General features: G+C 49.2%; 12 protein-coding genes. 10 read left to right on the forward strand and 2 right to left on the reverse strand.

Translation table 11 applies throughout. From position 1 onward, the window contains the following. The first annotated feature begins 107 nt into the window (after nt 1–107). The 8 genes from MYS68_RS34910 to MYS68_RS34945 all read left to right on the forward strand — a co-directional run bounded on the left by MYS68_RS34910 (nt 108) and on the right by MYS68_RS34945 (nt 9,451). A complete protein-coding gene (locus MYS68_RS34910) occupies nt 108–527 on the forward strand; it encodes a hypothetical protein (RefSeq protein WP_248930144.1) in 420 nt (139 codons plus the stop codon). Beyond that, nucleotides 524–1,282, forward strand: coding sequence for a hypothetical protein (locus MYS68_RS34915; protein WP_248930145.1), 759 nt, complete (start codon nt 524–526; stop codon nt 1,280–1,282). The genes MYS68_RS34910 and MYS68_RS34915 overlap by 4 nt, the downstream gene beginning before the upstream one ends. Before the next feature lie 288 nt (nt 1,283–1,570). Continuing rightward, nucleotides 1,571–3,019: a hypothetical protein gene (locus tag MYS68_RS34920; RefSeq protein ID WP_248930146.1), complete on the forward strand. Its 1,449-nt coding sequence runs from the start codon at nt 1,571–1,573 to the stop codon at nt 3,017–3,019. A gap of 445 nt (nt 3,020–3,464) precedes the next feature. Further along, on the forward strand, nt 3,465–6,767 hold the full coding sequence (locus MYS68_RS34925) for a hypothetical protein (RefSeq protein WP_248930147.1): 3,303 nt from the start codon (nt 3,465–3,467) through the stop codon (nt 6,765–6,767). A gap of 12 nt (nt 6,768–6,779) precedes the next feature. Beyond that, nucleotides 6,780–7,247: a hypothetical protein gene (locus MYS68_RS34930; protein ID WP_248930148.1), complete on the forward strand. Its 468-nt coding sequence runs from the start codon at nt 6,780–6,782 to the stop codon at nt 7,245–7,247. Nucleotides 7,248–7,371: 124 nt separating this feature from the next. Next, on the forward strand, nt 7,372–7,776 hold the full coding sequence (locus tag MYS68_RS34935) for a phage holin family protein (protein WP_248930149.1): 405 nt from the start codon (nt 7,372–7,374) through the stop codon (nt 7,774–7,776). Beyond that, the gene (locus tag MYS68_RS34940; RefSeq protein WP_248930150.1) at nt 7,773–8,471 is read left to right on the forward strand and encodes an N-acetylmuramoyl-L-alanine amidase; all 699 of its coding nucleotides are present in this window, start codon (nt 7,773–7,775) and stop codon (nt 8,469–8,471) included. Before MYS68_RS34935 ends, MYS68_RS34940 begins: the two co-directional genes overlap by 4 nt. 167 nt (nt 8,472–8,638) lie before the next feature. Further along, on the forward strand, nt 8,639–9,451 hold the full coding sequence (locus MYS68_RS34945) for a LamB/YcsF family protein (protein WP_248930151.1): 813 nt from the start codon (nt 8,639–8,641) through the stop codon (nt 9,449–9,451). 1,018 nt (nt 9,452–10,469) lie between these two features. Here the strand turns inward: MYS68_RS34945 and MYS68_RS34950 are convergent. Next, the gene (locus MYS68_RS34950) at nt 10,470–11,231 is read right to left on the reverse strand and encodes a sulfite exporter TauE/SafE family protein (protein WP_248930152.1); all 762 of its coding nucleotides are present in this window, start codon (nt 11,229–11,231) and stop codon (nt 10,470–10,472) included. Nucleotides 11,232–11,452: 221 nt separating this feature from the next. On the opposite strand from MYS68_RS34950, the gene MYS68_RS34955 reads away from it, so the two are divergent. Continuing rightward, nucleotides 11,453–11,845, forward strand: coding sequence for a gamma-glutamylcyclotransferase family protein (locus MYS68_RS34955; RefSeq protein ID WP_248930153.1), 393 nt, complete (start codon nt 11,453–11,455; stop codon nt 11,843–11,845). Between the two features lie 44 nt (nt 11,846–11,889). On the opposite strand, the gene MYS68_RS34960 is transcribed toward MYS68_RS34955, so the two are convergent. Then, nucleotides 11,890–12,267 (reverse strand): hypothetical protein, encoded by a 378-nt coding sequence (locus MYS68_RS34960; RefSeq protein ID WP_248930154.1) that lies wholly within the window; start codon nt 12,265–12,267, stop codon nt 11,890–11,892. A gap of 291 nt (nt 12,268–12,558) precedes the next feature. Here MYS68_RS34960 and MYS68_RS34965 point away from each other — a divergent pair, with 291 nt between their 5' ends. Continuing rightward, nucleotides 12,559–12,942, forward strand: a complete 384-nt coding sequence (locus MYS68_RS34965) for a response regulator (RefSeq protein ID WP_248930155.1) — start codon at nt 12,559–12,561, stop codon at nt 12,940–12,942. The last annotated feature ends 3 nt before the right edge of the window (nt 12,943–12,945 follow it).

The following is a 12,945-nucleotide window of genomic DNA, read 5'->3' on the forward strand; positions in this document are numbered from 1 at the left end:
GCTTGAGAACCTTAAGGATATCGTAAACTCGCCTGATTGGGTTATTTTTCTATTAAACTATTTTTCAACAAGAATTTTCCACTGCCCTGTAAGGAGGATAATCAACCATGTCTTTTACATTTCCGACCGATTCGAACGGTAAGGCCGGAGCGGTTAGACCGACTGCAGATGAAAAAAATTTTTTCGTCCCCGTGGTGATTTATGGGGCCGATGGAGTTACTCCAAAAGATACTATAAAAACTATAATCATGGATATGCCGTATGAGCGGTTTATACCCGGTCAGTCTAGCAACAAGTCCGTGACGACGACATCACAGACAGTTAACGTTACAGGAGCAATTGGGTATAGAGTACAGTCTGACCCTTCAAATACACAGAACATTCATATTCTTATTGGCGGACAAATTATTATGAAACTCATTCCCGGTCAAGTGGATACCATTGGATTGGCTTCGTTTGATGTAGTATCTCTGAGCGGCACGCAAACACTCTATATAAATCCTATTGAGAGGGTGATGCCGTCATGAATTTTTTAAATATGGGAAGTATTATCCCTCCACAGGGAAACGCAAATATTGGGCAAGTAGTAGAAACCGCAACGTTTACGTCAAAAGGAAGCTTTGCACAAAAATCAGGAGCTATTACGGATATTGGATTTTTAGGGGACATTGTACCATCTAATTCCGACTGGCCATTACCTTTAGGTTATATCAGGGGCGGAACCGTAAAAGGTGACCAGAATTTAACCCCCTCAAACATTGCAGCAGGGGTAAAAATTTTTAATGTAAACGGGACGTTTACCAGCGATGCTACGGCAACGGCTGCTGACATTCTAGCAGGAAAAACAGCGTATGTGAAGGGCGCTTTGATTATGGGAACCGGATCGGGCGGTGGTGGTGGGGCAATTCAATACAACACAAGTAACCAAAATGTCATATTAACGCTTAGTTCCTATACAACTAAACAAGCTGATTATGCTTTTAGTTTCAACGTTGCTTTTGCTCCAAATTTTGTGTTAATACAAAATTTAGATAACCGTGGTATTACTTCACCTCTATACATAAAAGCTACCGCAACAGCTTTTAAGGATATAGCGGAAAGTCTATGGTTACGGAGTGAAGGGCAAAATGCAGGAACAGAAGTAAAAATGAAATTAGTTAATGTAACTTTCGGGGCTAACTCTGTATCCGGCAGCGTTCGAATTTATTCGGATGACCCCGAACAGGGTACGATAACAAGTGATAATCAGATACATGTTAATGTCATCATAGGAGGTATGTAAACTAATGGGACTGACTCAACCAGACATGCCCGTTCCGCAAGTATCTTTCACGAAACAAACGGCGGAACAAAATAAAAAAAGAAAGGAATGGTGTTGATCATGCCCGACTATACACCAAGGCTTAACCTACCGCGGCCGTTAGGCAACGAGAATGTAACAAGACAAGCACATAACGCTTTGGTAGATACAATAGATCAGAATGCGGCCAGGAAAACAGATTTAGATAGCCACGTCGCCGCGACAAGCGGAGTACACGGGGCAACTTCGGCGGCAACAGAGAGTACCATCATGCAGCGCGATACGAACGGTAGGGCAAAGGTGGCTGCGCCTTCCGCTGCCGATGACATTGCCCGTAAAGATACCGTCGATAGCGCGATGTCGGCTCATACGAATGCAAGTGACCCACATCCGCAATACGCGACAGACAATGACATGAACGTGCATAAAACGGCTGCGGTGCTTGATCATCCCGATGGATCGGTTACGACCGCCAAGCTCGCAAATGGGGCTGTAACGGCGACTAAAGTTGCCAGCGACGTTGCGACAAAAGCCCAACTAGATGGGGCGGTAGGTACTCTCTCCTCGCTACTCACCACGGCTAAAAATAACGTGGTCGCAGCAATCAATGAGCTTTTTCAGTATGCCAGTGACGGTAAAAAAGCAATCGCTGCCGCCATTACTGGCAAAGGGGTACCGGCATCCGGCAGCGATACCTTTGCTCAATTATCGTCGAAGATTAGCAGCATCCAACTGGCGACAGGCAACGCCGGGACGGGTGATGTGCTGGCAGGCAAGACGTTCAGTAACGCTACAACAACAGGAGCAACTGGGACAATGCCTAACAATGGGGCGCTAAACTATACGCCGAGCGGTAACGCCCAATCAATTCCGGCTGGATACACCTCTGGGGGGACTGTTTCCGCAGTGTCGGTGCCGGTCGCGAATGTGCTTGTCGGTACAACCATTGCGGGGCAAACAGGGACAATGCCCAACCGTGGTGCTACGGTAATTACTCCTAGCTCATCGAACCAGACAATTTCAGCAGGTTACCATAATGGATCGGGTTATGTAGCAGGTGTTAATGTGCCGGCTGCAAGTGTCCTATATGGTACAACCATCGCAGGAGTCGCCGGCACAATGCCTAACCAGGGCTCCGTTGTGATAACTCCGAGCACGTCAAACCAAGGCATTCCGGCGGGTTACCATAATGGATCAGGTTATGTCGCAGGGGTATCCGTTCCGACTGACAGAGTTTTGACGGGCACATGGATTGCCGGAGTGCAAGGTACGATGCCTAACAACGGAGCACCTACATGGAATCCAACTACGTATGATCAATGGCTTGGTGCCGGTTATTATAGTGGTGGTCGCATCATAGGAGAACCTAACCTGCAGCCCGGGAATATACTCAAAAATGTATCCATGTTTGGGGTAGCAGGTACATTGGATACAATGGAGCGGAGGGGATCCACAGCACTTATAACAGGTGTTACTTCTGTATCATTTAATGTCACTGGATTACCGTATCAGCCTAAAGCAATATACATTGTCGTATATAATGAATACGGTGTCTCAGTTGCTAGCTTGAGATGGTTGTATTATCAGTTAAGTCCATCAGGACAATCGAGTAACTCAAGTTACACTATATCACCAACTTCAGATGGTTTTACTTTTCAAGAAACTAAGCCTAGTGGTGTTAACATTAGACAGTCATATAGTTGGACCACACTTGGATAAGTAAGTCTCGAATCTTTTTTTCGGGACTGGATATTACAATGTACTGCCGATAAGAGTAAATAATCTTAAACCAGGTACCGGGGTAGCCATTCAAATCATTACGCTGCTATACTCAGGGCTGTACTCTAGGTTGCATTGAACTGATACCGGCAACTGATCCGAACGCAAGTCCGATTCGAATTCAGACAAATGCAGGAATGAAAACACATCAAAATAAAGCCTCGCTGATGCGGGGCTATTTTGATGCCCATATGTCGGAGGGGAGGACAACGTGCTCAAGGTATTGTTGGTTTTGATGGCGGCGGGATTATGTGACTGGTGTTCTTGTTGACAGCGTGGCAGGTCTATGGATCCATACGGGGTAGATCCGGCCACCGAAAACTGGACTTAGAACGAATTTAACGCTTTAAACATGTTGGGGAACACAATGGAGGTGATTTCTTAAATGCCGAAAAATACAGCCAAACTGGGCATTCCAAAGCCGTATGGCGATGAAATCGTAAGCCGGGCTGCGTTTAATAAAATCTGGGACCAACTCGATCAGATGGCGGTTAGGGAGCCGTTTTTGCTTAAAAGCGTCGTTTACGTCAGCTCTCCAAGTAAAATTGACGTTACGCTCGGTCCCGGTGTGGCCGATTTTTTGCAGACGATTGTGAGTAAAACCGAGGATACGGTGTATTCGATTGTTTCTCCGGCAGCGAATACGACTTATTACGTTTACTTGAAGAGCGACGGGAGCTTTACGCATAATACGACCGGGGCTGAAGTCGATGGAGCAGTGATGCTTTGGAAGATCGGCACAGGGGCGACGCTGGGGACGATTTCAACGACTGACCTGCGCGGGCAGGTCAGCGGCTCGGCCCAGATGGTGAAAGATTTGCTGGATGCGCATGCAGGTGCAGGCGGAACCGCTCATGCCAACGCAGTTGCCGGCGGGGCAGCGGGTTTTATGACGGGGACGGATAAGGCCAAATTGGACGGGATTTCCAACGGGGCGAACAGAACATCCGCTTCTTCCAATAATGGCAAAGTGCAGGTGGATGGCAGCGACGTTACGGTTTATACCCATCCGTCCGGCGATGGCAACTCCCACGTTCCGGCTACCGGGACTACAAACGCAGGCAAAGTGTTGAAAGCTGGTGCAACGGCAAACAGTGCAGTGTGGGGGAATGTGGATTGGAACGAATTGACAGGTAAGCCGACGACGATTTCCGGAGCGGGACTGACGGATGCGGCGACAACGTCCTATGTTGACAGCTACGTAGGCACGTCCCCGGCACCGACGCAGGTGACGTTAGGTTACGGGCAGCAGGTTGTCACCGCGACGAGGACGGCTCCATTGGAGAATATCAGCATTAAGGGGAGAACGCTGGTTAATTTGCTTGGGCGGGATGGGAATTGTGACACTACTTCTACTTTTGACGTATATCAAGCCACAATTGCTACTGTTCCAGCTTTGACAGACGGTATATATGCACTTGCAGTTACGTCTAGTACCTCATCTTTTGCGAGTGCTGTAACAAAGAAACAATACTCATTTAAAGCTGGAAAATGCTATGTAAGTATAGCTTCATTAAAGAGCGCGTCAACGGTAAGTGCCGGAATTGACTTCCCAGGACTACTAACGTATGAAGTTCCTATGGATGGAACCCTAAAGATTGTAGGCAGGAAGTTCACATCTGCAACAGATCTAACAGTCTCAATGAGTCCGTTTATTCGAGCGAATGCAACAGGCCAAAAATTGATTGTAGACAGTGTGCGTGTTTATGAAATACCCTCGGTGGAATATGATTTGCTACCAGTCGGAACATTTACAGTAAACTCAACAAATCAATGGATTGTAGCAAAATACCCATATGTTGATGATATGAAATCTATCACAAATCCCTATGTCTATAAATATGGCGAGAACCTGGTTCCCCCTTTCAGCGAGTGGACAATTAGTCAGTACGCGACCATCATTGAACCATACAAATTGAATATAATGGTTCCCGCAGGTGTTGTTGATTATTCTACATCAGTGAAAATTCCTGTTTTGCCAAATACACAATATACACTGTCAGCATTGATTTCTTCCCCATCAGATGAAACGAGAATTAATTATTTATTATATGATGTAAACGGGAATGCCATATCAGATAATTATGGTTTTAGTCAAGGTAATGCGTCGGGGTCACTTACATTTACAACAACAAGTAACACAGCGTCTATTGCAATTTATTGTTTGACTGCTAGTTTTGCTGGGACATACACATTTGACAAGATAAGATTGAACGTTGGTGCATTTATAAAACCATTCAAACCGAGGAACGATGACTATTTAATTTATCCGAATCTGTGTCTCTCTTCATCTATTGATGGGGCGGTATATGATACGCTGAGCAAAAGGGACGGCAAGTATTTTAAATTATCAAGGTTTAAAACAATGGATTTATCAGGAGATCTGCCGTGGAAGTTTAACGACATGCTCGCAGGGGTCAAACGTGTTGGTGCTCCGATCATTAATTCTATCAATACCCCTGGGACGGCTGTGCTTGCTAAATATGACGGCAAAGTTATGGCGAACTTAGGAGAAACCGCAATTGCGACAAATGTCTACGACAGATTTATTTTATGGAGTGACCGAAACATATACCTCGATTTGAACAATAATGACACGGGTTGGGGGGACAATTATCGGCCATCACCTGAAGAGATCCAGGCTTATTTTTATGGATGGAAGATGTATGATTCATCCGCTGGCATAACGCCAACGTCAACTTATAACAGAACTGACGGATTAAATAAGGCTTGGGCAAGATATGATAAAGTTGCCGGATGGCAAGGCGTTACATCTCTTCCAACAAGTAAGTCAAGCACGGGTTTGGATGGAACCGGAAGTGGCTACAAGCTTCAATACCAGCTTGCCACGCCGACAAGTGAAGAAATCGCCTATGAAGGGGGTGTAACGCTGAATGAGGGTATTAATCAGATCGAAATTGGCAATGGGGTGATTGTGAGGGAGAAGACTATTCCCAAAATTTATACTGCTGGGGGTACCTATAGAATTAACAACTCTTATGTAGATGGGCACATTGGTATACCAAACGATTATGATTTTAACCGTTTAAGTAAACGGGCCTCCAAAATTATTTCAGTTTATTCAAATGGTAGGATTTCGCCAGCTGTCGTTAAAGGGACTGATGCCGGTTACACTTATGGTACCAGTCAAGCGGATATTCCTATTTATGCATATGATTCCTATTCCTCGTACGAAGTTAGTTATCTTGCACTTGACCAATACAGCCTTACATGTAACGTACTTCAAGTATTAGGCGAGTATGCTAGTAATATTAAGACTACTCTGGATATACTCGTCTTAAACCAAACTGATATTGAAGCGAGAGTAGGCGCATTAGAAATAACAAAAGCGCGGAAGGTACAGGGACAGTGGATTACGCCAACTTTGTTGAATGGATGGGTTGATTATGGTGATTCGAATAGACCTAAAATTGGTTATATGAAAGATGAATTTGGCAAAGTTTATTTAACAGGTGTTATTAAAAACGGAAGTATAGGGGCCACCACTCCAGCATTTTATTTGCCTGCTGGATATAGACCCACGAAGCTATTCTCTGATCAGGGACTTTCTTTAAACGGTGTAGCTTGCAACGTTGATATTGCACCTAATGGCGCAGTAAGAATTTTAACCGGTGATAGTACATTTATTTCTCTTATGAACATATCGTTCTTTATTGATCAAGTGTAAGGAGGTTAAAATTTGAAAGAAGCAATCATCGTCGATAAAGACGGATTTTACCTCGAACCAACGCTCGTAGACGATCATGTCTCGGGCGTTTTTCCTTTATCCGAATTAAGCGGCAGTAGGGATTACACGACCGGGAGCCAAATAGATACATCACTCGAAATATTCGAAGCTTACCAAGTAGCCATCTCCGTTCCACCGGGTCTATATAAGCCGCGTTTCGACTTTGAAGCGGGGGAATGGACCGAGGGGCTATCACCGGAAGAAATCGATACGCTCCGAAGCAAGTCACAGCCGCAAACGATTGAGCATATGGCAAGAGGGCTCCCAAAAGATGCGTTATCGCTTGAAAGTCGCGCAACCGTCTCACAGGATGATTATGTTTTACAGCTGATGTTCGATTTACAGCAGCGGATTAATGACCAGTCAAACCGTATCGCCGATCTAGAGTATCATATCAACCAACTAAAAGAGAATGCGTAATCTATGCTATCAATGATAGTCTATCGAACTTTACGCGAATGCAGATGGCCACCGTGTTACTCAGCTTTTGATACCGCATGATGAACGCGCTTTCATAAACAAAAGCAGAAGGGAGGAACAGATCATGTACCAAACGATCACAAATTTAACCTCGGCTGGGGTAGGCATCAGCTTATCCTATGCTTTTGGGAGGTGGAACGAATTGCTGGCTTTATTTCTCATCGCTATTTTTATCGATTATATCAGCGGCATCGGCGCATCGATCATGGAACGCAAAGGGTTGAGCAGCGACGTAGGTTTTAAAGGCTTGGCCCGAAAAATGTTCATGGTGCTCATCGTCGTACTCGCTCATCGGATGGATATTTTGCTGGAAGTGGACTGGATCATGACGGGAGCGATTTGCTTTTATCTTGCAAACGAACTGATCAGCATCACGGAGAACTACGGAAGAATGGGATTGCCTTTGCCCGACACGGTAAAGCAAATCATCACGGTGCTTAAAACCAAAGGGGAAGGTGAACAATCGTGACAGCCGATAGAGAAATCGTTTGGATGGGTAACGAGCATACGAATTCAAGCGACAGACAGGGACTTATCCCTTTTGTGATTGTGAATCATATTTCCGCCGGATCAATGAGCAGCATGGACAACTGGTTCCGCAGTCCGGATAATCAGACATCTTCGGCTCATTTTGGGGTGGCGAAAGACGGCCGAATCCATCAGTATGTCGATATTCGGAGAATGGCATGGGCCAACGGATTATCGGCAAAAGATATCGCGGCCTCGGAACTGCCGGTCATTCGCGACAACCCCGGCATTAACCCGAATTTGTATTCCGTATCGATCGAACACGAGGGGACGGACGGGGATTTGACGGAGGAGCAATTTGCTTCGTCGGTATGGCTGCATCGGTATATCCGGTATTTTATCAGGGAAATGTGGGGACAAGATTTCGAACTGGACCGGTACCACGTCATTGGGCATTTCATGGTCAATCCGGTCGGAAAGCCGCTTTGTCCCGGCCCGAAGTTCCCATGGGAACGATTGTATTTCGAATTGGAACAAGAAGGAGCTGATTACATGCTGGCAGCGGATGATGCCAATGCAATGATCGCTTTTTTGGCGGCTGCATACGAGGCGACAAGAAATGACGAGGCCAGAGCCGAGTTTCATCGGTTGGCCAACGAACTGCGTAAAGCGTCCGGGCAGGACGTGCAGGATTAGAGCTTGTCGGACAAGCCGGTCCTCCGAATTTGAGCCTTGTAACAAAATCCTTCAACCGTTCGTAAAAATGCTTTGACTCCATCACGACGGTTGGTCACATGACCGGCACTTTTGCTATACTGGCACTAATGATGGAACGTGTGAATCCATTGGAGGTGCCGGCAAGCATGGAAAAAGCAACCCAAAAAACATCCCATCCAATACAACCTGACATATCCTCCCCTCGCATCGATCTCAACAGCGACATGGGCGAAAGCTTCGGCGCGTACCGCATCGGCCAGGACGAGCGGCTGCTGGATTACGTCAGCTCCGCGAACATCGCCTGCGGCTTCCACGCCGGGGACCCGGGCGTCATGCGCCGCACGGTCCGGCTGTGCCTGGACCGCGGGGTGGCGATCGGCGCCCACCCCGGGCTGCCCGACCTTGCCGGATTCGGCCGGCGGGAGCTGAAGATCACGGCCGGCGAGGCGTACGAGCTGACCGTGTACCAGATCGGCGCGCTGCAGGCGTTCGTGCGCGCCGAAGGAGGGGCCCTGCGGCATGTGAAGCCGCACGGCGCCTTGTACAACATGGCGGCGGCCGATCCGGCCCTGGCCGCCGCCATCGCCGAAGCGGTCCAGCGCGTCGATCCCGCGCTGGTCCTGTTCGGGCTCGCCGGCAGCGAGCTGATCCGCGCCGCGGCGCGGATCGGGCTGCGCGCCGCAGCCGAAGCTTTCGCCGACCGGGCCTACCGGCCGGACGGCGCACTGGCCCCACGCAGCGAGCGCGGGGCGGTGATCGCGGATGCGGAAGCCGCCGCCAGGCAGGCGGTCCGCATCGCGCGGCAGCGCAGCGTGACCGCCACGGACGGTCACGACATCGTGGTTGCCGCGGATACGCTGTGCATCCACGGCGACGGCCCGCACGCGCTCGAGTTCGCTGCGCGCATCCGCCAAGAGCTCGAAGCCGCTGGCGTAACGGTCCGCGCCTTCGAGCCTTAATCACGGAGCCGGAAGCAGCTCGCCCCCGGATAAACCGGCCGCTTTAGGCGCGCTGCCGCCGGAGCTGGTTCTTGCTCGAGAAGCCGCGGGAGTAACGGTCCGCGCCTTCGAGCTTTAATTCGCGGAGCCGGTGGTAGTTCGCCCCCGGATAAACCGGCCGCTTTAGGCGCATCGCTGCGGGAGCGGGTTCTTGCTCGAGAAGCCGCTGGCGTAACGGTCCGCGCCTTCGAGCCTTAATCACGGAACCGGCGCAGCTCGCCCCGGATACACCGGCCGCATTAGGCGCATCGCCGCCGGAGCGGGTTCTTGCCCGAGAAGCGCTGGCGTAACGGTCCGCGCCTTCGAGCCTTAATCGCGGAACCGGCGCAGCTCGCCCCGGGTACACCGACCGCTTTAGGCGCGCTGCCGCCGGAGTGGGTTCTTGCTCGAGAAGCCGCTGGCGTAACGGTCCGCGCCTTTGAGCCTTAATTCACGGACCCGGCGGCAGTTCGCCCCCGGATACACCGGCCGCTTTAGGCGCATCGCTGCCGGAGCGGGTTCTTGCTTGCGCCGGAAAGTCGGTTCGGCGGCGATAATACCAAAAACTTGGTTTATCCGGATCCAATCAGGGTCATTTTAACCAAATTAACACAATGACTTGTATTATTGTTTCCATTTCCTCTTGTTTTTCGGGCATAGTCTCAAAATAATACAACTTTTTGCGTTTATAGGCCGCAGAATCACGGCAGACGAAGAAATAAAACAAGAAACTGCGTCTATTCGCAACATGTCAAAACCGCAACTGACACCCAACGCCTAAGTGGATTTCGATTCGTATTTCGTAAGGGGATAAACTGTACGCCGGCAAGTTAATAACTGGCCTGTTTTGCGGATATCTTCTAAGAAAGCTTCGATGTCATTTCGCTTCCTCCTATTTGCAGCCTTCCTGTATATTCCCCCAGAAAAAATAAATAACCCTCCCGGAGCTATAATAGCTGTAAGGGAGGGTTATCCGAATTTTTTATCATAAGCGGCTTCCTCAAATCAACTTCAACCCGCTGATCAAAATCAGTGTCGCCATGATCGCGCGGAGCGGCTTTGCCGGCATTTTCGCCGAGAGGCTGCTGCCGAGAAGCACGCCTGGCACCGAACCGACGAGAAGGTTGAGCGCCAGCATATAGTCGATATTGCCGAGGCCCGCATGCAGCAGGCCGGCGGCCGACACGAGGAAGAAGGCATGCACGATGTCCGTACCGACGAGTTCGGCGGCGGTAAGCCGGTACAAATACAACATGGCGATCGCGAACAGCGAGCCGGAGCCGATGGAGGTCAAGCCGACGATAAAGCCGAGAACGGCGCCGATGGCGATGGTAAGGGCGCGTTTTTCTTCGATCGGTTTATCCTGCAGTTTCGTTTTTCCGAGCGGTTCGAAAAATTGCTTGGCGAGCGTAATAATCGCAACGAGGACAAGGACGAAGCCGAGCGAATGCTTGATGATTTCGTCTTGATGGCCGGCCAGCGGATTGTAAAACTGCAGCAGCAATATCGCCACGATGGCGCTCGGAATGCTGCCGATGGCCAAATAAATCACCAGCTTGACGTTGATCGTCTTCTGCCGGATATGCTGGATGCTGCCGAACAGCTTGGTGACCGAATTGTAGAACAGGTCGGTGGCAACGGCGATTTTCGGATTGATGCCGATAATTACCAAAATCGGTGTCAGCAACGAAGCTCCGCCAACCCCCGTCAATCCGACCATAAATCCGACCAATAACCCCATCAGGGCAATTTTAATATCCATGAGTACACCTCGACGTGAACTTTTTTTGTAGAATCACGACAATCATTAAGAAAGCCTATAAATTTACTTGGTTTTGATTATAACATATGATTCAGCCTAAGCAGAAGTGTTTTTTTGAAAAAATTTTCGGTTAATTTCGAACCCGCCCCGATCTTGTAGCCGCATGCCCAGTTACAGTATAATATGCACCATAATTAGGCTGTGCTCCTGGGGGAGAAACGATGGTGAACGTATTTGTTTATGGGACGCTGCTCACGGGGGAGAGCAATCATCGCATCGCTGCGCCCTATGTATATGCCGTAAAGCCGGGGGCCATTCGCGGGACACTGTACGATGTCGGGCCGTATCCTGCCCTTGTGCTTGATGCCGAAGGAAGCCGGATCGATGGGGAATGGCTGACGGTAACGCCGGATGGGCTGGCCGAAATGGATGAGCTGGAAAGCTATTACGGGCCCGGCGAAACGAACGAATATGAGCGGGTTTGGGTACAGGATATTGAGGATGGATCGAAGGAAGGCTGGGTATATGTCTATACCGACTCCCGAGGGCTGCCGCGGATCCGGGAAGGATCGTGGCGGGAATACCGCAGAGGGCGGGGAGCTGTGCAAAGCTGAACCCTTACGGCCTCATTGAAGGGGCCTTATTCGATGAATCCGGTTTACCTGGAAGGCCTCCAGTAGTCGGTTTTTTCCGACTTTTTGATAATCTCCGTTATGCGTAAAACGACGCTATTGGCGTTGTCGTCGCCGAAATTCTTTTTCAGCTGCTCGAAGTTCAGGTTGTCCATAAGCAGCTTTCGCGTTACGTTGGATCCCCGGTACCAAGCTTCGGTAATGGCGAACGTTCCTTCTTTTTTCAGCCACACTTCGTGATAGTAGTCGTTTTGACCTTCCATTTGCTGAATGCCCAAATAAAAAGCGAGGATCGGAATGCGCGGATCGGAAATGCGCTGGCTCACCAGAGAGCCTTGGGATACAGGCTGTCCGAAAGACACGTATTTGGATACCTTGCGAATGAGGTGGTCGATATTGTCCATGTGGGTCAGCCCCTTTGCCGGTAAGAGTGGCGCCGAATCGATCGGATTAAATGGCAGGCGCTCATCCTCGAAAGTACTTAATTATAAATTTTTCCTTATATACTTGATTTTATTTTAACATAGTTCTTAAGTCTTAGAAACCATAAAAGTTCCGGTATATCCAAGATTTACCCCTTAGGCGCTATTCCGCTCCGTTTTGCGCCTTTGTCTCGTTCTACTTATTTTATGTAACAAGGAAGCAAGGAGGAATGGTATAATGGTACAAACTGGCGCATTGCCGAGGGGATGTCCATGACGATTCATCACATTTTGCTGGCCGACGACGAGCTGGCGCTTCGATTTTTGCTTACGGAAACGCTTGCGGAGGAAGGTTATGCGATCACGGAGGCCGAGGACGGTCTGCAGGCGCTGAACCATCTTCAGGAGCGGCAGTACGATTTGATTATTCTCGATTATATGATGCCGGAGCGTACGGGAGTGGAAGTATGCGAATGGCTGCGTAACCACGATAACCCGAACCGGGATGTTCCGGTGATCCTGCTTACGGCCAAGACGTTGGACAAAGACAGAGAGCGGGCTATGACGGCCGGAGTTACGCAGTACATCGTGAAGCCGTTCAGTCCGCTGCAGCTTTTGGATGCAGTGCGGGAGCTTATCGATTCCCGCGGTTCTTGACGG

This window comes from Paenibacillus hamazuiensis, assembly GCF_023276405.1.
GTDB lineage: Bacteria > Bacillota > Bacilli > Paenibacillales > NBRC-103111 > Paenibacillus_AF > Paenibacillus_AF hamazuiensis.